Annotated in this window: 22 protein-coding genes; 10 read left to right on the top strand and 12 right to left on the bottom strand. The window is 69.1% G+C overall.

The features are described from left to right. Positions 1-6: 6 nt before the first annotated feature. Genes ML342_RS03575 through ML342_RS03565 form a run of 3 tightly spaced genes read right to left on the bottom strand, consistent with a single transcriptional unit; the run spans position 7 to position 3,173 of the window. A complete protein-coding gene (locus tag ML342_RS03575) occupies positions 7-1,164 on the bottom strand; it encodes an ABC transporter permease (RefSeq protein WP_240125555.1) in 1,158 nt (385 codons plus the stop codon). Positions 1,165-1,177: 13 nt separating this feature from the next. Then, a complete protein-coding gene (locus tag ML342_RS03570) occupies positions 1,178-1,870 on the bottom strand; it encodes an ABC transporter ATP-binding protein (protein WP_240125554.1) in 693 nt (230 codons plus the stop codon). A gap of 55 nt (positions 1,871-1,925) precedes the next feature. Then, positions 1,926-3,173: an efflux RND transporter periplasmic adaptor subunit gene (locus ML342_RS03565; RefSeq protein WP_240125553.1), complete on the bottom strand. Its 1,248-nt coding sequence runs from the start codon at positions 3,171-3,173 to the stop codon at positions 1,926-1,928. Positions 3,174-3,365: 192 nt separating this feature from the next. Between ML342_RS03565 and ML342_RS03560 the strand changes: the two genes are divergently transcribed. The 3 genes from ML342_RS03560 to ML342_RS03550 are packed head-to-tail and all read left to right on the top strand — an operon-like array spanning position 3,366 to position 5,426. Continuing rightward, positions 3,366-3,521: a hypothetical protein gene (locus ML342_RS03560; RefSeq protein ID WP_240125552.1), complete on the top strand. Its 156-nt coding sequence runs from the start codon at positions 3,366-3,368 to the stop codon at positions 3,519-3,521. 29 nt (positions 3,522-3,550) lie between these two features. Beyond that, entirely contained in the window at positions 3,551-4,780 is a 1,230-nt protein-coding gene (locus ML342_RS03555; protein ID WP_240125551.1) for a sensor histidine kinase, read from the top strand. A gap of 43 nt (positions 4,781-4,823) precedes the next feature. Beyond that, positions 4,824-5,426, top strand: coding sequence for a response regulator transcription factor (locus ML342_RS03550; RefSeq protein ID WP_114959377.1), 603 nt, complete (start codon positions 4,824-4,826; stop codon positions 5,424-5,426). Position 5,427: 1 nt separating this feature from the next. Here ML342_RS03550 and ML342_RS03545 read toward each other — a convergent pair whose 3' ends face one another. The 6 genes from ML342_RS03545 to ML342_RS03520 all read right to left on the bottom strand — a co-directional run bounded on the left by ML342_RS03545 (position 5,428) and on the right by ML342_RS03520 (position 10,287). Beyond that, positions 5,428-6,804: a leucyl aminopeptidase family protein gene (locus ML342_RS03545; protein ID WP_240125550.1), complete on the bottom strand. Its 1,377-nt coding sequence runs from the start codon at positions 6,802-6,804 to the stop codon at positions 5,428-5,430. Further along, positions 6,801-7,514, bottom strand: a complete 714-nt coding sequence (locus tag ML342_RS03540; protein ID WP_240125549.1) for an HAD family hydrolase — start codon at positions 7,512-7,514, stop codon at positions 6,801-6,803. Before ML342_RS03540 ends, ML342_RS03545 begins: the two co-directional genes overlap by 4 nt. 37 nt (positions 7,515-7,551) lie before the next feature. Next, positions 7,552-7,857, bottom strand: a complete 306-nt coding sequence (locus ML342_RS03535) for a hypothetical protein (protein WP_240125548.1) — start codon at positions 7,855-7,857, stop codon at positions 7,552-7,554. Then, positions 7,854-8,408 carry a phage holin family protein gene (locus ML342_RS03530; protein WP_240125547.1) on the bottom strand — a complete coding sequence of 185 codons (555 nt, stop codon included), beginning with the start codon at positions 8,406-8,408 and terminating at the stop codon, positions 7,854-7,856. The genes ML342_RS03535 and ML342_RS03530 overlap by 4 nt, the downstream gene beginning before the upstream one ends. A gap of 7 nt (positions 8,409-8,415) precedes the next feature. Then, positions 8,416-8,772, bottom strand: a complete 357-nt coding sequence (locus tag ML342_RS03525) for a hypothetical protein (protein WP_240125546.1) — start codon at positions 8,770-8,772, stop codon at positions 8,416-8,418. A gap of 81 nt (positions 8,773-8,853) precedes the next feature. Further along, positions 8,854-10,287 carry a Do family serine endopeptidase gene (locus ML342_RS03520; protein ID WP_240125545.1) on the bottom strand — a complete coding sequence of 478 codons (1,434 nt, stop codon included), beginning with the start codon at positions 10,285-10,287 and terminating at the stop codon, positions 8,854-8,856. A gap of 548 nt (positions 10,288-10,835) precedes the next feature. On the opposite strand from ML342_RS03520, the gene ML342_RS03515 reads away from it, so the two are divergent. The 4 genes from ML342_RS03515 to ML342_RS03500 all read left to right on the top strand — a co-directional run bounded on the left by ML342_RS03515 (position 10,836) and on the right by ML342_RS03500 (position 15,303). Further along, positions 10,836-12,986 (top strand): adenosylcobalamin-dependent ribonucleoside-diphosphate reductase, encoded by a 2,151-nt coding sequence (locus tag ML342_RS03515; protein ID WP_240125544.1) that lies wholly within the window; start codon positions 10,836-10,838, stop codon positions 12,984-12,986. A gap of 109 nt (positions 12,987-13,095) precedes the next feature. After that, complete coding sequence (locus ML342_RS03510) at positions 13,096-13,599, top strand: hypothetical protein (RefSeq protein WP_240125543.1); 504 nt, start codon at positions 13,096-13,098, stop codon at positions 13,597-13,599. A 79-nt stretch (positions 13,600-13,678) separates the two neighbouring features. Continuing rightward, positions 13,679-14,449: a TSCPD domain-containing protein gene (locus ML342_RS03505; RefSeq protein ID WP_240125542.1), complete on the top strand. Its 771-nt coding sequence runs from the start codon at positions 13,679-13,681 to the stop codon at positions 14,447-14,449. Further along, positions 14,446-15,303, top strand: a complete 858-nt coding sequence (locus ML342_RS03500) for an energy transducer TonB (protein WP_240125541.1) — start codon at positions 14,446-14,448, stop codon at positions 15,301-15,303. Before ML342_RS03505 ends, ML342_RS03500 begins: the two co-directional genes overlap by 4 nt. Positions 15,304-15,466: 163 nt before the next feature. Here ML342_RS03500 and ML342_RS03495 read toward each other — a convergent pair whose 3' ends face one another. Further along, positions 15,467-16,075, bottom strand: a complete 609-nt coding sequence (locus ML342_RS03495) for a hypothetical protein (RefSeq protein WP_240125540.1) — start codon at positions 16,073-16,075, stop codon at positions 15,467-15,469. A 100-nt stretch (positions 16,076-16,175) separates the two neighbouring features. Between ML342_RS03495 and ML342_RS03490 the strand changes: the two genes are divergently transcribed. Next, entirely contained in the window at positions 16,176-16,514 is a 339-nt protein-coding gene (locus ML342_RS03490; protein WP_240125539.1) for a zinc ribbon domain-containing protein YjdM, read from the top strand. A gap of 21 nt (positions 16,515-16,535) precedes the next feature. Here the strand turns inward: ML342_RS03490 and ML342_RS03485 are convergent, their stop codons facing one another. Next, on the bottom strand, positions 16,536-17,054 hold the full coding sequence (locus tag ML342_RS03485; RefSeq protein ID WP_240125538.1) for an adenine phosphoribosyltransferase: 519 nt from the start codon (positions 17,052-17,054) through the stop codon (positions 16,536-16,538). A gap of 71 nt (positions 17,055-17,125) precedes the next feature. On the opposite strand from ML342_RS03485, the gene ML342_RS03480 reads away from it, so the two are divergent. Both ML342_RS03480 and ML342_RS03475 read left to right on the top strand, forming a co-directional pair. After that, a complete protein-coding gene (locus ML342_RS03480) occupies positions 17,126-17,884 on the top strand; it encodes an HAD family hydrolase (RefSeq protein WP_240125537.1) in 759 nt (252 codons plus the stop codon). Further along, entirely contained in the window at positions 17,881-18,756 is an 876-nt protein-coding gene (locus ML342_RS03475; RefSeq protein WP_240125536.1) for an SDR family NAD(P)-dependent oxidoreductase, read from the top strand. Before ML342_RS03480 ends, ML342_RS03475 begins: the two co-directional genes overlap by 4 nt. Positions 18,757-18,790: 34 nt before the next feature. On the opposite strand, the gene prpF is transcribed toward ML342_RS03475, so the two are convergent. After that, positions 18,791-19,975 (bottom strand): 2-methylaconitate cis-trans isomerase PrpF, encoded by a 1,185-nt coding sequence (gene prpF, locus ML342_RS03470; RefSeq protein ID WP_240125809.1) that lies wholly within the window; start codon positions 19,973-19,975, stop codon positions 18,791-18,793. Between the last annotated feature and the right edge of the window lie 73 nt (positions 19,976-20,048).

Genomic DNA, 20,048 nt, shown 5'->3' with positions numbered 1-20,048 from the left:
TCCTCTTCAGCGCCCGGCGAGGGCATCGACGATGTTCAAGCGCATGGCGCGCAGCGCGGGCAGCAGCCCGACCACCAGCCCGATGCCGGTCATCAGCGCCAGGCCCAGGCCCCAGGTCTGCGCCAGCAGGCCGGGCAGTTGCACCATGCCGCCGCTGGCGGCGGACACCATCGGCACGATCGCGGCCGCCAGCAGCATCCCCAGGGTGCCGCCCAGCACCACCAGCAGCACCGATTCGGCCAGCACCAGCCACAGCACGCTGCGGTTGGAAAACCCGATGGTCTTGAGCACCGCCAGCTCGGGGATGCGCTCGCGCACCGCCTGCGCCATGGTGTTGCCGGTCAGCAGCAGCAGGGTGAAGAACACCGCGCCCATGATGGCGGTGACGATCAGGCCGATGTCCGCGAACTGCTTGGCGAAGGCTTGGTTGAACGCGGCCTCGCTCTGGGTCTTGGTCTCGTGGTCGGAATTGGCCGAGAGCGCGTCGATGGCCTTGGCCACGCGTTCGGCGATGGCGGGGCTTTCGGGTTCGACCACCCACCAGCCGACCCGGCCCTTCACGTAGTCGTTGGCTTCGTCGAAATACTTCCAGTGGAAGAACAGCACGCGTTCCTGCGCCCGCTGCTTGGGGTCGTCCACGCGGTAGATGCCGCGCAGGGTGAACGGCCAGTCGTTGCTGCCGCGGGTGGGAAAGATGGTGGCCTGCAGCGGGATGGTGTCGCCGATCTTCCAGCCGAACTGCCTGGCCAGCGCCTCGCCGACGATGGCGCCGCGCTGGTCGGCCAGCCAGGCTTTCTTCTGCGCGGGCGGCAGCTTGAACTCGGGGTACAGGTCGAGATAGTCCGGGCTGACGCTGAAGTTGGCGAAGAAGTTCTTGGGGTCGCGGTAGATGCCGCCGAACCAGGCCGCGTAGGCGGCCTTTTTCACACCCGGCAGCGCGCGGATCTGCGCATCCAGGCTGTAGGGCAGCATCTGGGTGATCGACAGCCGCGAGGTGGTGATCATGCGGTTGGCACCGGCCACGCTGCCGCCGGCATTGAAGGCGACGCGCACCGAGTCGAGCAGGCCGAACAGCAGGAACGCGGCCAGCACCGACAGCAGGGTCAGCAGGGTGCGGGTCTTGCTGCGCATCAGCGCGGCCCAGATCAGGGGCAGGTACTTCATGGCTGTCTCCCGCTCAGGCGGCCTGCGCCGCTTGCTCGACCAGCACGCCCTTGTCGAGATGCAGGGTGTGGGTGGCGTATTCGGCGGCCTTGGGGTCGTGGGTCACCATCACGATGGTCTTGCCGTGCGCGCGGTTGAGCTCTTGCAGCAGGGTCAACACCTCCTCGGCGGAGGCGCGGTCGAGGTCGCCGGTGGGTTCGTCGCAGATCAGCAGGGTGGGATCGGAGACGATCGCGCGCGCGATCGCCACCCGCTGCTGCTGGCCGCCGGAGAGCTCGTTCGGGCGATGGCGGCCGCGGTCGGGCAGGCCGACCAGCTGCAGCGCGATCTCGGCGTTGCGGCGGCGCTGCGCGGCCGAGAGCGGGGTGAGCAGCAGCGGCAGCTCGACGTTCTTCTGCGCGGTCAGGGTCGGCATCAGGTTGTAGAACTGGAACACGAAGCCGACGTTCTGGCTGCGCCAGTGCGCAAGTTGCCCGGACGAGAGCTGGTCGATGCGCTGACCAGCGATTTCGATGGTTCCGGAGGTGGGCGTATCCAGCCCGCCGATCAGGTTCAGCAGGGTGGTCTTGCCCGAGCCCGAGGGACCCATCAGCGCGACGAAGTCGCCGCCGGCGATGTCGAGGTCGATCCCGCGCAGCACATCCACGGTTTCCGGGCCGCGCCGGTAGGTCTTGTGCAGGTTGCGGATGCGGACGAGGGCGGTCATGGCATGGATCTCCGGGGATGGGGCGCGCCGGTCGCGGCGCGCGGGGAAACGGTCGTCATTCGTCGTTCGCGTCGGCCGGCGCGATCTGCACCTGCGCGCCGTCGGCCAGCGCCGGCGGCGGGTCGAGCACCACCTGCTCGCCGCCGGCGAGGCCGGCGAGCACCTCGCGGTCATCGCCCAGGGTGCGCCCGAGGGTGAGCGTGCGCTGCACGGCCTTGCCGTCCTGCACCACGAACGCCACGTCCTGGCCGCCGCGCTCGGTGATCGCGCTGGCAGGCACCAGCACGCCGGGCTTGCGCTGCGCCTGCGCGGGCGTCTCGTCCAGGAAGCTGACCCGCGCGCCCATGTCGGGCACGATCCGCGGATCGCCCTTGGCGTCCAGTGACACCCGCACCTTCACCGTGGCCTTGCCGCGGTCGGCGGCGGGGATGATCGCGATCACCCGGCCCGGGATCTTCCAGTCCTGATAGGCGTTGAGCACGGTCTGGGTGGGCATGCCGGGCCTCACCCGGCCGATGTAGGCCTCGCCCACGTCCACTTCGACTTCCAGCGAGTCCATGTCCACCACGGTGCCGATGCCGGTGCGGGTGAAGCCGCCGCCGGCCGACAGCGGCGAGACGATCTCGCCGGGCTGCGCGGCCTTGGCGATGATCACGCCGGCGAACGGTGCGCGCACGATGGTGTTGTCCACGCCGTTGTCGGCGATGCGCAGCGATTTGGCGGCGACCTCGGCATTGCGGCGGGCGGTGGCCAGCTGCGCGCGCAGGGCATCGCGCTGGCTGATGGCCTGCTCGGCCTGGGCGCGCGAGACCAGCTGCTGCGCGGCCAGGGTGGACAGCCGCGCGGCATCCGCCTCGGCCTGCTTCAGCTGTGCCTGCACGCTGCCGATCTGGCTGCGCGCGGCGGCCAGCTGCGAGGCCGCAAGCTGGCGCTGGGCATCGGCATCCACCGGGTCCAGCCGCGCCAGCACCTGCCCGGCCGCGACTTTCTGGCCTTCCTCGATCAGCACCTCGCGCACGCGTCCAGTGACCTTGGCCGAGACCGTGGCCATTCGCCGCGCCACCACGTAGCCGCTGGCATCCAGCACCGAGGCGGCGGACGCCGCGCCACCGCCGATCGCGGTCACTTCGGCCACGTTCACGCGGAGCGCGCGCCCTCCGCGCAGGGCGAACCCGGTGGCGAGGGTCAGCACCAGCGCGCCGGCCACCGCCAGCGCGATCCACAGCGGGCGGCGCGAGGCCCGCGGCGGCGGTGCGCTGCGGTCGATCTTGAGGGAATTGAGCAGGTCGGCGTTCGAAGTCATGTCGGCATCCGGGGGGGCGGAACGGTGGGGCCGGTCGTGGCCCGCGCTGCATCGCCATCGTGGCACAGCCTACGCAGGGGGCTCCGGGCGGGCATGTGATGGCTGTCATCCGGATGGCCTGACGCCTGCGCCTGCAGGCACGGGCGTGCCATCGGCAGGCTGGCGCCATCTTCATCTTCACGGGGTTTTACGATGGACGGACATGGGACGGATGCGCATCCGCTGCTGGCGCGCCTGCACGCGGCGCACAAGCGGCATGGCGCGATCCACGCGCTGCAGGGCGTGGACCTGGCCCTGCGCGGCGGCGAGCGGCCTGCGCCGGCGCGGCTGAGGTGCGGCCTGCAGTAGGATCGCGCCTGGCCCGCGGGAGGGACGTGATGGACGCAGACACTGGCAGCGGCATGGGCGATCGGTTCGACCGTCGCCTGCGCGTCTGGCTGGCGCGCCACTTCGCGCCGGCGCCGGATTCCCTGGTCGCGCGCGAGGCGCGCCTGGAGCGCCCGGCCTGGACCAGCTTCATCCATCTGGTGTGGTCGGTGTGGGTGTTCATCACCCCGGCCTTCTCCGGCGGCGCGTACGGCTATACCGGGCGCTGGCTGCTGCTGACCGCGGTCAGCTATCCGCTGTTCCTGTGGCTGTACGCGGTCAGCGTGTGCGCCAGCGAGCGGCGCGCCCACCTGGCCGCGCTGGGCATGCTGCTGCTGTGCTTCGCGCTGCTGCCGTGGTACCCGTCCGGGCTCAGCTATTTCGTGTTCGGCTGCGTGATGCTGCAGCCGCGCGGCAACGGCGCGCTGCGCCGCTACGTGATCTGGCTGCTGGCCTGCAACCTCGCGCTGATGGGCTACGCGCGCCTGATCGGCTATCCGTGGGTGGCGCTGGTGTGGATGCCGGCGGTGACCGCGATCATCGGCATCATCACCTTCGTCGAGCGCCTGAACCGCCAGCGCGACGCTGCGCTCAAGCTCTCGCACGAGGAAGTGCGGCGGCTGGCGGCGCTGGCCGAGCGCGAGCGCATCGGGCGCGACCTGCACGACCTGCTCGGGCACACGCTGTCGATGGTGGCGCTGAAGTCCGACCTCGCCGGCCGCCTGCTGGCGCGCGATCCGCAGGCGGCGCAGGCGGAGATCGCCGCGGTCAGCCAGGTCGCGCGCGAGGCGCTGGCGCAGGTGCGCGGCGCGGTCAGCGGCATCCGCGCGGCCGGGATCGCCGCCGAGCTGGCCGCCGCCAAGCTGCTGCTGGAAAGCGACGGCATCGCCTTCGACTACCACGTGGACGAGGCGTTCTCCGCGCAGCCGCTGCCGGCCGCGGCCGAGACTGCGCTGGCGATGTGCCTGCGCGAGGCCGCCACCAACATCCAGCGGCATGCGCGCGCACGCAGCGCGCAGGCGCTGTTCACGCGCGACGCCGGCGAGCTGCTGCTGCGCATCCGCGACGACGGCCGTGGTGGCGAGCTGGTCCCCGGCAATGGCCTGTCCGGCATGCGCGAGCGCGTGCGCGCGCTCGGCGGGCGCCTGCGGCTGGACAGCAGCGCGCAAGCCGGCACCTGCGTGGAAATCCGCCTCCCGCTGGCGGCCAATGCGGCCCTTCCGGGCGCGCCGACCTGCTAAGGTCTGGCTCCCTTCCCGCCTGCTCCCGTTGCCTGCCCGCGCGATGATCCGGATCCTGCTCGCCGAAGACCAGACCATGCTGCGCGGCGCGCTGGCGGCGCTGCTGGGGATGGAATCCGACCTCGAAGTGGTGGCCGCGGTGGGCGACGGCGAGGCGGCCTGGCGCGAACTGCAGCGGCATCGCCCCGACCTGCTGCTGACCGACATCGAGATGCCCGGCCTGACCGGGCTGGAGCTGGCGCAGCGGATCGCCCGCCACGAACTGCCGGTGAAGGTGGTGGTCATTACCACCTTCGCCCGCGCCGGCTATCTGCGGCGCGCGCTGGAGGCCGGGGTGCGCGGCTATCTGCTGAAGGACGCCCCGGCCGAGCAGCTGGCGCAGGCGCTGCGCAACGTGCATCGCGGCGGCCGCGCGATCGACCCGCAGCTGGCGCTGGAAGCCTGGGGCGAGGCGGATCCGCTCAGCGACCGCGAGCGCCAGGCCCTGCGCCTGGCCGGCGAGGGCCTGTCCGCAGCCGAGATCGCGCAGCGCCTGAACCTCTCGCACGGCACCGTGCGCAACTACCTGTCCGAGGCGATCGGCAAGCTCGGCGTCGGCAACCGCATCGAGGCCTACCGGCTGGCGCGCCAGAAGGGCTGGCTGTAGCTCAACCCGCCGCGCGCGCCTTCAGCAGCGCGTAGGCGGCGCGCAGGCCCTGCGCCTCGCCGCCGGCCGGCTTGCCCGGGCGATCGCTGTCATTCCAGGCGTACACGTCCACATGGCCCCAGCGCACGCTTGCCTCGACGAAGCGCTCCAGGAACAGGGCGGCGGTGACGCTGCCGGCCATCGTGGTGTTGCTGCTGTTGGCAAGATCGGCGATGCCGCTGGTGAGGTAGCGTAGGTATGGCCGCCACAGCGGCATCCGCCACAGCGGATCGCGCACCTGCTGGCCGGCGGCCAGCCAGTCCTGCGCCAGCGCCTCGTCGTTGGCATACAGCGCGGGCAGGTCCGGGCCCAGCGCGATGCGCGCGGCGCCGGTGAGGGTGGCGAAATCCAGCAGCAGGTCGGGCGTGAGTTCGCAGGCGCGGGCCAGGGCGTCGGCGAGGATCAGCCGGCCTTCGGCGTCGGTGTTGTCGATCTCCACGCTCACGCCCTTGCGGGTGGCGATGACTTCGCCGGGGCGCAGCGCGTTCGGGCCGACGGCATTCTCCACCGCGGCCACCAGTAGGGTGAGGCGCAGCGGCAGCTTGCGCGCCATCACCAGCCCGGCCAGCGCCAGCGCGTGCGCGGCGCCGCCCATGTCCTTCTTCATGTGGCGCATGCCGGCGCCACCTTTCAGATTCAGCCCGCCGGTGTCGAAGCACACGCCTTTGCCGCAGATCGCCACGTGCGGGTGCGCCGCATCGCCCCAGGCGAGTTCGATGATGCGCGGCGCGCGGTGCGAGGCGCGGCCGACCGCGTGAATGGCCGGGTAGTTCTGCGCGAGCAACTCGTCGCCGGCGACCACCGCGACCGTCGCGCCGTGCGCCTGCGCGAGTTCGCGCGCGGCTGCTTCCAGCTCGTCGGGGCCCATATGCTCGGTGGGCGTGTTGACCAGATCGCGCACGCGCACACAGGCGGCGAGCAGGTCGAAGGTTTCGGCGTCGAAGGTGTCCGCGGCCAGGCGCGCGGTCGGGACCGACTGCGTCTTGTAGCGGGCGAAGCGGTAGCGGCCCAGGCCCCAGCCGAGCTGGAGCGCGGCGTGGGCGTCCGCGTCCAGGGGGCTCTGCAGGCGCCAGTCGGCGGCGGGCAGCGCGCGCGGCGCGTGCGCCCAGGCGAACGGATCGCGCACATCCTCCACTCCCAGCACCGCACCGGCCACGCGACCGTCGGCGTCGGGCCAGCTGCAGGCGCGACCGGGCGCGCCGTCGAAGCGTTGCGCTGCCAGCCACGCCTGCACTGGCGCGGACTGGGTCTGCAGCCAGGCCGGAAATGCGGCCTTGTTCACCGCGTGCAGCGGCAGCGCAGCGGTCAGGTCGGTGGTGTAGCCGTCGGGCAGATTCATGGGCGGGGCTCGAGATGGGCGCCGGCCTCCAGCCAGTCGGCCAGCGCGGTGAGGGTGGTGACGCGCAGATCGGCGGGCGGCAGATCCGCAGGCCAGCTGTGGTCGCCGCGGTCGATCCAGCAGGTGCGCAGCCCGGCATGGGTGGCGCCGGCGATGTCCATCTGCGGATGGTCGCCCACGTGCATGACCTCCTCCGGGGCGAACCCGAGTCGGCGGCAGGCCTCCTGGAACAGGCCGGCGTCCGGTTTGGGCGCGCCGTACTCGCGCGCGCCGAGCTGGAAGCGGAACAGCCCGGCGATGCCGATCACCGCCAGGTCCGCATTGCCGTTGGTCAGCGCGGCGATCGGCCACCGCGCGGCGATCCGGCGCAGCCCTTCCAGCGCGTCCGGGTAGAAGTCCACCCGGTTGCGCTCGCGGAAGAAGATGGCGTATGCCGCGCTGGCCAGCGCGGGGTCGTCGCCGCTCTCGCGCAGGGCGCGCTCGATCGTCAGCCGGCGCAGCAACCCGAGGTCATGCGCATGCTCGGGAAACTCCGCGAACACCCGCGCGCGCAGCGCGCGCATCTCCTCGATCGGAAAGCGCTCGGCGGTGCGCGGGCTGTGCTCGAGGAACCAGGCGTGCAGCGCGTTTTCGATGCGCTCCCCGATCGGGGCGAATGGCCACAGGGTGTCGTCGAGGTCGAGGGTCAGGGCGCGGATGGACGGATTCACGCGTGCATTGTAGGCCGCTGCGGGGCTTGGCGGCGGATCAGGGTGCGGGTGGTTCGGATGGCGGCGCGGCGGCTGCGCGCAGTGTCTGCAGCAGCGGCGCGAACAGGCGCAGGGCGCCGAGCAGCGCGCTTGCGCCTGCCGTCAGGCGCTGCGGCTGCGTCCGTCCGGCGACGAACCCGAGGGCCAGGCCGACGATCACGATCCGCCCCGGGGTCCATGCCGCGCGCCAGGATTGCCGCAGCTGTTGCCAGTGCTGGCGGGTGTGCTGCGCATTCACGCTCAGCGTGTGTTCGGCGTGCTGCACGCGCTGCAGCAGAGCATCGAAACCGGGGTCGAGGCTCATGGCGACGGCGTGCCTCCGGTCTCGTGCGGATGATCGCCGGCGGCGGTGGCGGGCGCGGCCTCGTCTGTTGTGTCCGATGCCGCGCGTTGCAGCAGCGTGTCGAGCTCCTCGAGCGTCTCCAGGCCCAGGCGTGCCAGCTGGCGGCGGGTGGCGCGCAGGCGGCTGTGCGCGAGGTAATGCGTCGCGGCGAGGGCGCAAGCAGCGGTGGCGATCAGGCTGAGCAGCGCGCATGCCAGCAGGGCCGCCAGCCACGACAGCCCCAGCGCGCGGAGCGCGGCGATCAGCGCCGCCATCAGCAGCAGCCAGGTCGAGCCGCCGAAGATCACCGCCAGCGCGACGGCGACCAGCGTGCGGATCAGTGCCGCGCGCGCCAGCGCGAGGTCGGCCGCCAGCAGCAGGCGCAGGCCCTTCACGTGGTCGCGCGCGGAGCCCAGCACGGCGCGGGCGTTGACGTGCAGCCGATGCAGGCTGGCGGCGACATCCGCCGCCGCATCGGCCGGTGCTGCATCGGCTGCCTCGCCTGCGGGTTCGCGCGGTGCGCCTGCGGCCATGCGCGGCTTATCGGTCGCTGCGGGCCAGCTTGGACAGGAGGAAGCCGGCCGCGAAGGCCACTCCGAAGGCCACCAGCGGACGCTCGCGAATCAGTTCCGCCGCGCTGTCCAACAGGTCGCGGCCCTTGTCCATCAGGACATTGATCTGCTCGCTGGCGGCGCCGCCCAGGTGCTCGGCCGCGCCCAGGCCCGCCGCTGCGCCGTCGGCCAGTTCCGCCTTCACCTGCGCCTTGCCCAGGCGCAGCTCGTCACCGGCGGCGCTGGCGGCACTCTTGACCGCCCCGCCGGCGACGCTGGCCGCCTGCTTCAGGTGCGCTCCGGCCTCGCCCAGATTGCTCTTGACCGCTTCGGTGTGCTCGTTCATGGCGCATGTCCTCCGCTTGACGGAAAAGGCTTGGGTGGGAGTATCCCACGGATAGGCTCGCGGAATGCGCTCGCGGCCGCGTCAGCGCATCAGCAGTTGGCCGTTGACGTTGCCGCGCAGCACCCGCAGCACGAGCGGAGACGTCGGCCGGCTCAGCAGTGCGCGGAACCCGGTCAGGTCGCTGAAATCGCCGTCATTGGTGGCCAGCACCACGTCGCCCGGCTGCAGCCCGTTCATGGCCGCGCGGCTGCCGCGTTGCACCGCTTCCACCAGCACGCCATTGAGGCCCTGGCGACGCAGCGACTCTGGGAGATCGGCAAAGCGGGCACCGGCCAGGCGCGGGTCGATCGTGGCGCCGTCCAGCTGTTTGAGGGCCTCCTGCAGCTGGCTGCGGATCTGCAGCGTGCGGCCGTCACGGCGCACCTCCAGCGTCACGCTGGTGGCAGGCGCCTGCAACCCCTGGAAGTTGCGCAGCGCCTCGGCGCTGTCGATCGGCTGCCCGTTGGCCGCGACGATCACGTCGCCCACGCGCAATCCCGCGGCACCGCCGGCGGAGCCGGGGTAGATGCGGGTGATGATGGCGCCGCGCGCGGCCGGCAGCCCCAGCGCCTGGGCGATGCGGGCATCCACGTCCTGGGCCTCCACCCCGAGCGTGCCGCGGCGCACGACCCCGCTGGTGAGCAGCTGCTCCATGATGCGCCGCGCGAGGTTGGACGGAATGGCAAAGCCCAAGCCGATGTTGCCGGCCATCGAGCCGCGTGGATTGAAGCTGGCGGTGTTGATTCCGACCAGCTCGCCGTTGAGGTTGACCAGCGCGCCGCCGGAGTTGCCGGGATTGATGCTGGCATCGGTCTGGATGAAGTTTTGATAGCCGGCGCCGGGCAGGTTGTTGCGGCCGACGGCCGAGACGATGCCCGAGGTCACCGTCTGCCCCACGCCGAAGGGGTTGCCGATCGCCACCACGAAGTCGCCGACCTGCAGGCGGTCGCTGTCGGCCAGCGGAAGCGCGGTGAGGTGTTGCGCCGGGATCCGCATCAGCGCGATGTCGGTATCCGGATCGCTGCCGACGAACTGCGCATTCAGCGTGCGCCCGTCGGCCAGCGTCACCTGCACTTCGTCGGCGTCCTCGATCACGTGGTTGTTGGTCAGCACCAGCCCGCGGGCGGCGTCCACGATCACGCCCGAGCCCAGCGACTGCGCGATGCGTTCGGCCGGGATCCCGAACAGGCGGCGAAAGATGGGGTCGTCGCCGAACGGAGTGTTCACCCGTACCACCTGCCGGGTGTTCACGCTGACCACGGCCGGCAATACCCGCTTGAGCATCGGCGCCAACGAGGGCATCGGTGTGCTCGCCGTGGCGGGCGGCAGCGTGCCGCTGGTCATGGGCGTGGCGGCGGGTGTCGTGGTGGCGGCCTGCGCCGGGCGATCCATCATCAGATTCAGGCTGGTGGCGGCAAATCCGCCGAACGCAGCAGCAGCGGTCAGCGCGAGCAGGGTTCTGGTGGCAGTTTTCATGCGGCTAAACCTGGGGCGTCTCTGGCCGGGCGACAAGTATTGCCGAGTCTTGTCAGGTTGCCCGCAATCGCGGCTGAAGCGGGCAGGCGGGCGGTGCCGCGGCAGCGCGTTTTGCGCTGCAGCAGCCGGCAGCCCCGGCCTGCCGCGCATTCAGTTCCACGCCGTCGATGCCCCGGATTGCGTGAAACCCGCATCGCTCGTAGAGGTCAGCCGGAGGCGCCGGATTGCAAGCCGGGGACGTGCAATTTTCGCGTTGACTTGGGCCGGAGGCGTGGCTATGGTCTTGAAGGTTGGCCACAACATCTTGTGGTCGGTTTTGCGGGAAATCCCAAGGCTAGTGGCATGGGGTGCCAGGCCGAGGGCAACGACGTCTGCGGGGGAGCGGCGCGTGACGAAGCAAAGGCCGGTGGCGACGCCACCACCAAGTGAGGCATGAGGCTGCGCGCGCCGCACGCGGCCGGCATCACCGCCCCCGGTGCGCGCGGGGCATGGCATGAGTTGCGAACCCGCTGGCGCGGGTCCATTTAGACACAGGAGAGTCGAGACACATGAGCACGGCGAGGCTGGAAGCAGTGGCGACGAAGGCACCTTTGGAAATCCCGATGCAGCCCGCATCGCTGGACATCTGGGACAAGAAGTACCGCCTGAAGACCAAGCAGGGGGTGCCGCTGGATGCCGACATCGACGGCACCTATCAGCGCGTCGCCAAGGCGCTGGCCGAGGCCGAGCCCACCGTCGAGCTGCAGCAATACTGGCAGGAGCGCTTCCTGTGGGCGCTGCGCCGTGGCGCCATTCCGGCCGGCCGCATCACCAGCAATGCCGGCGCCCAGGAGCACAAGCCCGCCACCTCGACCATCAACTGCACCGTCTCCGGCACCATCGAGGACTCGATGGACGGCATCCTGCAGAAAGTCCACGAGGCCGGCCTGACCCTGAAGGCCGGCTGCGGCATCGGCTATGAGTTTTCCACCCTGCGCCCGCGCGGCGCGTTCGTGGCTGGCGCCGGCGCCTACACCTCCGGCCCGATGTCGTTCATGGACATCTACGACAAGATGTGCTTCACCGTGTCCTCTGCCGGCGGTCGCCGCGGCGCGCAGATGGGCACCTTCGACGTGTCACACCCGGACGTGAAGGATTTCATCCGCGCCAAGCGCGAGGATGGCCGGCTGCGCCAGTTCAATCTGTCGCTGTTGATCACCGACGACTTCATGCAGGCAGTGGAGCGTGATGCCGACTGGCCGCTGGTGTTCCCGGTGAACATCAAGGAACAGGACGACATCGATCTGAACGACCCCAAACAAGTGGTCTGGCGCGAGTGGCCCACCCACCGCAACTACATCGTGCGCGAGGATGGCCTGGTGGCCTGCAAGATCTATGGCCACATCCGCGCCCGCCACCTGTGGGACATGATCATGGTCTCGACGTACGACTACGCCGAGCCGGGCTTCATCCTGATCGACCGCGTCAACGAAATGAACAACAACTGGTGGTGCGAGAACATCCGCGCCACCAACCCCTGCGGCGAGCAGCCGCTGCCGCCGTATGGCGCCTGTCTGCTGGGCTCGGTCAACCTGACCAAGTTCGTCAAGCACCCCTTCACCGACCGCGCCGAGTTCGACTGGGAGGAATACAAGGAAGTGGTGCGCGTCTTCACCCGCATGCTCGACAACGTGGTGGAGATCAACGGCCTGCCATTGCAGCAGCAGCGCGACGAGATCCTGCGCAAGCGCCGTCATGGCATGGGCTTCCTCGGCCTGGGCAGCGCCATGACCATGCTCAAGATGAAGTACGGCAGCCCGGAATCCTGCGAGTTCACCGAGCGCGTCGCCCGCGAAATGGCCATTGCGGGGTGGGAAACCGGGCTGGCGCTGGCCCGCGAGAAAGGCCCGGCCCCGATCATGGAGGAGGTGTTCACCGTCACCGCCGAGATGCTGCGCAAGCGTCCGGAGATGGCGCGCGATGGCTGGAAAGTCGGCCAAAAGATCCAGGGCAAGGTTCTGCACGCGCGCTACAGCCGCTACATGCAGAAGATCGCCGAGGTCGCGCCGGAACTGGTGGACGAGCTGGCCGAGGTTGGCGCGCGGTTCACCCACCACAGCTCCATCGCGCCCACCGGCACCATCTCGCTGAGCCTGGCCAACAATGCCTCCAACGGGATCGAGCCCAGCTTCGCCCATCACTACAGCCGCAACGTGATCCGCGAGGGCAAGAAAACCAAGGAGAAGGTGGACGTGTTCTCCTTCGAGCTCTTGGCCTACCGCGCGCTGGTCAATCCGAAGGCGATGCCTTATGCCGAGGACCCGGCCGCCCGGCTGCCGGACTACTTCATCGCGGCCGACGACATCACCCCGAAGGAGCACGTGGACGTGCAGGCCGCGGCGCAGAAGTGGGTGGACTCCTCCATCTCCAAGACCGCGAACGTCCCCACGGACTATCCGTATGAGGACTTCAAGGACATTTACCGCTATGCCTACCAGCAGGGGTTGAAGGGCTGCACCACCTTCCGCTTCAACCCGGCCGCGTTCCAGGGCGTGCTGGTGAAAGAGGCCGACCTCGAGAACACCATCTACCGCTTCGAGCTGGAAGACGGCAGCGTGGTCGAGGTGAAGGGCAATGAGCAGATCGAATACGACGGCGAGATCCACACCGCCGCCAACCTGTTCGACGCGCTCAAGGAGGGGTACTACGGCAAGTTCTGAGCCCGGAGGAAAGCGCGTGCAGAAGCCGAGAGCGCGTGCTGCACGCGTGCCCTTTTCGGGTATAGGATCGCGCTGCGGTATCCACCAACCACGCCCTTGAGGAGGGCCTATGAGCAATGGAGATGGAGTGACGGCAACCCTGTCGGAAGCCGTTGAAACTGCGAAAGAGAAGGTTGCGGAAGTCGGCGATGCGGTGGCCACCACGGCCAGCGCCACCGTGGCGAAGGTGAAGAAGGCCGCGCAGACGGCCGAAAAGAAAGTCAAGCGCGAAGTGGCCAAGGCGAAGAAGGCGGTCAAGAAAACCGTTGCAGTCGCCAAGAAGAAGCTCGAAGCGGCCAGCAAGGACGCCAAGAAAGAGGTGGCCGCGCTGAAGAAGAAGGTCACCACCAAGAAGGCGGTCGCCAAGAAGGCGGCAAAGAAGGCCGTGGCCAAGAAGCCGGCAGCGAAGAAAGCGGCCAAGAAAGTGGTGAAGAAGGCCGCCGTCAAAAAAGCGGTTGCCAAGAAAGCAGCCAAGAAGGCCGTGAAGAAGGTCGCGGCCAAGAAAGCCGTCGCCAAGAAGCCGGCCGTGAAAAAAACGGTCAAGAAAGCCGTCAAGAAAGCCGCCCGCAAGTGAGTGGCGTTGAGTTTGCGCCCGCCCGGTGCGGCCGGGCGGGCGCGTAATCCGGATCAAGTACCCAGCCAGAGTCAGGACCATGACTGTCAGGATCGATAAGAAAATCAAGGGCTACGCCGTCGTCACCCCGGACGACAAAGCGAAGGAGAGCGCCCAGGCTGCAGCGCCCGCTGCCCCGGTGGCCGCGCCCGAGGACAACGTGATCCAGATGCACGAGCGCATCGAGCGCCCGGATGTCCTGATCGGCAGCACCTACAAGATCAAATCGCCGCTGGTGGAGCACGCCATGTACGTGACCATCAACGACATCGTGCTCAACGCCGGCACCGAGCATGAGCATCGCCGCCCGTTCGAGATCTTCATCAACTCCAAGTCGATGGAGCATTTCCAGTGGATCGTGGCGCTCACCCGCATCATGTCCGCCGTATTCCGCAAAGGTGGCGACGTTACCTTCCTGGTCGAGGAAATGAAGGCGGTGTTCGACCCACGCGGCGGCTACTTCAAGGCGGGCGGCGTGTACATGCCGTCGCTGGTGGCCGAGCTTGGCTGTATCGTCGAAGACCATCTGAAGTCGATCGGCCTGCTGCACGACCCGGAGATGAGCGAGCACCAGCGCGCGCTGATCGCCGAAAAGCGCAAGCAGTTCGAGGCGCGCTCAAAAAAAAACGCTGATGCCAGCGCCCTGGGCGACAGCAGCTCCGGCAGCCACCAGGAAGACATCGCCGTGACTGGTGACGGTGCCAGCTTCCCGCCCAGCGCCACCATGTGCCACAAGTGCAGCACCAAGGCGCTCGTGCTGATGGACGGGTGCGCGACTTGCTTGAATTGTGGGTATAGCAAGTGCGGGTGAGCGACGAAGCGCGTTCCGTTCCGCCATCGCGCGGTGACGGCTGGGGTTGCGTGTCTCGCGCTTTTGACTTCCGGGCGATGTGGAAGGGTTTCGGAGGATCCGGCGCAGCGATGAGATCCAGGGCAGCAGCGGCGCTGATCGGCATGCTGGCGATCGCCTGCGTGCCACAGGCCATCGCCCAAGACGAGGGACGTTCGATCCTGCTGCAGATCGATGTCGAGGCGACCGTGCAGGCAGACGGCAGCGTGGCCGACGTTCAGCCCGATCCGGCGCTGCCCGCCTCGATGCAGGCGCGGGTGAAGCGAGGCGTCGCCACCTGGCGCTATACGCCGCTACGCTGGCAAGGGCATGCCGTGCCAGTGAGGATTGCCCAGCAGATCAAGGTCGAAGCAACGCCTCATTCCGAGGGGGCAACCGCGCTGCGGATCGTGGGGGTCACCAGCCCGGCGCCGGCCGGTGCGGACGCAGACCGCGCGGCTGCCCCGCGGTGGGTGCCGCCACGATTTCCGCCGGATCTGGCGAAGGCAGGCGTCAACGCGGTTCTGGTGTACGCCGTCCTGTTCGGAGAGGACGGTGTTCCGCGGGAGATCCAGCGGATGTATCCGACCACGCAGGATTCCACCAGCGAGCGGTTGGACAAGGCATCGCGCAAGGCGTTGCACCAATCGGTCGTGCCGCACGCCTTCAGGGGGGTGCCTATCGCCTGCCGCGCGAAGGTGCCCTTCACTTTCGGCTCGACACGGAATCCGGATCTCCTGCACCAGCCACCGGAGGTGGATGCCCTGTTTGAGTCCTATCCCGATCGCTGTCCGGAGGTGAGGCTCGAAACTCCGGTGGTAGGCATGTCGTTCTGAAGAATCGGACGCCTTTGCGCCGCTGCTGAAAAGCGTTCAGGCGCGCCCGGTACGTCGAATGGGTGTGCGCGGGAGGTGAGCATTGGCCTGAAGTGCACAACAGCGAAAAGGGCGGAGGAAGCCGGATGTTCCGGACTTGCTCCGCCCTCGGCGCGCAGTGGACTTATAGGGTGATCTGGGTCGTCTGATCCACGAAGGCAGGGATGATTAGTCCCGGGTTCAACTCGATATTGTGGCCGCGCTTGAGCAGCCCGAGAGGCCCGAACAGCACAGTCAGAGCCACAGTGGCGCCGACTTTGTCTTCGCCATGGCCAGATTTCGCGGCACGCAGCTTAATCCGCTGCCCCTTCACCAGCAGGTAATCGACCATCACGTTGAGCTCGCCGCCCTTACCCATGAAGCCCTTCTTCTTCGAGGTGATGACGGTGCCAACCGCTTTCGCGCCGGGCTCGGCCACCACGTGGCCGTCGATGATCAACGGCGTGTCGAGTTCGAGGTTGAAACGCTCCCCTTCGGTGGCCACCCCGGACACTAGTTTGTCCATCAGCCGCAGTCGCAGCTCGGTGCCTTCGGGAACCGAAACGGTCTCTCCAGCGAAGGATGCAGACGAAAACAGCAGAAGCGCGGCAGCTGCGATGGCTTTGAACCAAGAATGCATGATGATGCCCTCCCTGAGCGATAAAAAACGCACCGCCGGAACTGGCGGCGTGAACGCTGACAGTGAAACTCGGAAATCAAATGTGAGCGCTGCTATGCAACGCTCGCGCTGCATTATGCTTGATTGGGGCGGAAGTGACGACTGTGGCGCACGGCAGCCTGATCGAAAGCGCTTGGTATGATGAACAGACCGTTGTGTCATTCCAGGTATTCCGATGTCGCTTCCACCCTGTCCCCAGTGCGCTTCCGAGTACACCTATGAAGACGGTGGACAGCTTGTCTGCCCAGAATGCGGCCACGAGTGGCGCGTGGGCGAACCGACGGCCGAGGACGAAGTGGTGCGTGTGGTGAAGGACGCCGTCGGCAATGTGTTGCAGGACGGCGATACCGTCACCGTCATCAAGGACCTGAAGGTGAAGGGGGCGTCGCTGGTGGTGAAGGTGGGCACCAAGGTGCGCAACATCCGCCTGGTGGACGGTGATCACGACATCGATTGCAAGATCGACGGGATCGGCGCGATGGGCCTGAAGTCGGAGTTCGTCAAGAAGGCCTGAACGCGCGGGGTAAAGTTCGCCTCACACCACCAGCGCGGCGTGCAGCGGGGCGGCGACCGGCCAACGCGCGCGGCCACCCAGCGCGGCCAGCTCCAGCAGCACGCCGGCGCCGGCGATCTCGGCCTGCAGCTGCTGCGCCAGCGCGCAGGCCGCGGCCAGGGTGCCGCCGGTCGCCAGCACGTCGTCCACCAGCAACACCCGTGCGCCCGGCGCCAGCGCACCGGCCTGCACCTGCAGGGCATCCTCGCCGTATTCCAGCGCGTAGCGCACCTCGCGCACGGCGCCGGGCAGCTTGCCGGGCTTGCGCAGCGGCACCAGCCCGGCGCCGAGCGCATGCGCCAGTGGGGCACCGAGCAGGAAGCCGCGCGCCTCGATCGCCAGTACCGCATCGATCCGCGCAATGCGCCACGGCGCGGCCAGCGCGGCGATCGCCGCGGCGAAGGCGCGTGGCTCGGCCAGCACCGGCATCACGTCCTTGAACCGGATCCCGGCCTTGGGGAAGTCGGGGATGTCGCGCAGCAGGCGGGTCCAGTCGGTCATGGCGGTGGTGGCACGGCAGCAGGAAGCAACGGCGCATCATGCCGCAGTGGCCACCTGTTTAGAATGCGGCGATGGATTTCCCGCCTTCGTCTGCGCGCGGCCTCGCGCTGGTCGGCTTCGATGCCGACGACACCCTCTGGCGCAGCCAGGATCATTTCGATGCGGCCCAGGCCGAGTTCGAGCGCATCATCGCCGCCTACGTGGATCTGCAGGACGTCGGCCAGCGCCTGTACGAATACGAGGCGCGCAACATCGCCTTCTTCGGCTATGGCGTGAAGGGGATGGCGCTGTCGATGGTGGAGGCGGCGGTGGAGATCACCGAGGGCCGCATCAGCGCCGCCGACATCCACCGCATCGTGGCGATCGCCAAGGCGCTGCTGCGGCATCCGGTGGAGCTGCTGCCGGGGGTGCGCGCGGCGGTGGAGGCGGTGGCGGCCACCCATCCGGTGGTGCTGATCACCAAGGGCGATCTGTTCCACCAGGAGGCGAAGGTGCGCCAGTCCGGGCTGTCCGACCTGTTCCGGCGGATCGAGATCGTCAGCGAGAAGGACGAGCCGACCTATGCGCGGCTGCTGGAGGAATTCGGCGTGCCGGCTGCGCGCTTCTTGATGGTGGGCAATTCGCTGCGCTCGGACATCGCGCCGGTGCTGGCGCTGGGCGGCTGGGGCGTGCACGTGCCCTATCACACCACCTGGCGCCACGAGGCCGCGCACGAGGTCGCCGCGGAGCATCCGCGCCTGCGCCGGCTGGCGGCGCTGGAGGGGTTGCCGTCAGTGGTGGCGACGCTGGATACACTGCTGGCCATGGACGAACAGGGAGTGCGGGCATGATCGATCTGAGTGGCCGGGTGGCGATCATCACCGGTGCCGGCGGCGGGCTGGGCCGCGCGCACGCGCTGCTGCTGGCCAGCCGCGGCGCCAGCGTGGTGGTGAACGATCTGGGCGAGGATGCCGACCTGGTGGCTGCCGAGATCCGTGCCGCCGGCGGCATGGCGCGCGCGATGCGCTGCGCGGTGGACGATGCCGCGGCGGTGCAGGAGATGGTGCGGACCATCGAGCAGGACTGGGGCAGGGTGGACATCCTGGTCAACAACGCCGGCATCCTGCGCGACCGCAGCTTCGCCAAGATGACGCTGGAGGAGTTCCGGCAGGTGATCGAGGTGCATCTGATGGGCGCAGTGCACTGCACCAAGGCGGTCTGGGACGGCATGCGCGCGCGCAACTACGGGCGCATCGTGATGACCACCTCCTGCAGCGGGCTGTACGGCAATTTCGGCCAGGCCAACTACGCGGCCGCCAAGATGGCGCTGGTGGGGTTGATGCAGACCCTCGGGATCGAGGGCGCCAAGCACGATATCCGGGTCAACTGCCTGGCCCCGCTGGCCGCCACGCGGATGCTGGAGGGCATCCTGCCGCCGGAGCAGCTGGCCTGGTTCAAGCCGGAACTGGTCAGCCCGGCGCTGCTGGCGCTGGTGGCGGAGAACGCGCCCAACCGTGCCATCCTCAGCGCCGGCGCCGGCAGCTTCGAGCTGGCCTACGTCGCGCTGACCCAGGGCATTCATCTGGGCGAGGACGCCAGCGCCGAGCAGATCCTGGCGCGCTGGGCCGAGCTCACCGACCGCAGCGGCGACTTCGTCCCGGTGCAAGGGTTCGATCAGGCCCGCCACGAACTGCGCAAGGCCGGGTTCGCGCCCGAGGGCTGAGCCGGCCGCCGGCAGCGGCCGCGCGGGGCATGCCTCAGAACGTGCGCGGCACCCGCACGTGGCCTTCCATCAGCACCCGCGCGCTGCGGCTCATCACCGCGCGCGTCACCGTCCAGCGGCCGTCGCGCTGCTCGACCGTGGCGCCCACCCGCAGCGTGCCGGAAGGATGCCCGAAGCGCACCGCGTCGCGGGTGCCGCCGCCGGCGGCCAGGTTCACCAGCGTGCCGGGCACCGCGGCGGCGGTGGCGATCGCCACCGAGGCGGTGCCCATCATCGCGTGGTGCAGCTTGCCCATCGACAGCGCGCGCACGTTGAGGTCGATCGCGTCGACCGCGACCTGCTTGCCGCTGGAGGCCGTGTAGGCCTTCGGCGGCGCGACGAACGCCACCTTGGGCGTGTGCTGGCGGGTGGCAGCCTCTTCCGGGGACCGGATCAGGCCCATGCGCAGCGCGCCGGCGATGCGGATCGCCTCCAGCTTGGCCAGCGCGGCCTTGTCGTCGTTGATCGCCGGCTGCAGCTCGGTACCGTCGTAGCCGAGGTCGGCGGCGTTGACGAATACGGTCGGGATGCCGGCATTGATCAGCGTCGCCCGCAGGGGGCCGACGCCGGGCACGTCGAGGGTATCGACCAGGTTGCCGGTGGGGAACATCGCGCCGCCGTCACCTGCGTCGTCGGACGGGTCGAGGAACTCCAGCACGATTTCCGCCGCCGGGAAGGCCACCCCGTCCAGTTCGAAGTCGCCGGTTTCCTGCACCTGGCCGCCGCTGATGGGCACGTGCACCAGGATGGTCTTGCCGATGTTGGCCTGCCACACGCGCACGGTGACGGTGCCGTCCTGCGGGATGCGTTCGGCCGGGAGGAAGCCACCCGCGACCGCGAACGGGCCGACCGCGGTGGACAGGTTTCCGCAGTTGCCGGACCAGTCCACGAACGCGCTGTCGATGCTGACCTGGCCGTACAGGTAGTCCACGTCGTGGTCGGGTCGGCTGCTGGCGGAGATGATCACGCACTTGGAGGTGGACGAGGTCGCGCCGCCCATGCCGTCGGTGTGCTTGCCGTAGGGGTCGGGCGAGCCGATCACCCGCATCAGCAGCGCATCCCGCGCCGGCCCCGGCACCTGCGCTTCGACCGGCAGGTCCTGCAGCCGGAAGAACACGCCTTTCGAGGTGCCACCGCGCATGTAGGTGGCGGGAATGCGGAGCTGCGGGGCGTGCGGCATGGCGGGACTCGCGTGGCGGGTGGGGGCGGTCATTATCCCTCCACCGGCACCGGCGGGCGGCGCTGCGTAGAAT

The sequence above is a fragment of the Thermomonas alba genome (assembly GCF_022419205.1).
Taxonomy (GTDB): Bacteria; Pseudomonadota; Gammaproteobacteria; order Xanthomonadales; family Xanthomonadaceae; genus Thermomonas; species Thermomonas alba.
The sequence above is the reverse complement of the archived record's forward strand: the minus strand, read 5'-3'. Positions and strand labels throughout refer to the sequence as shown.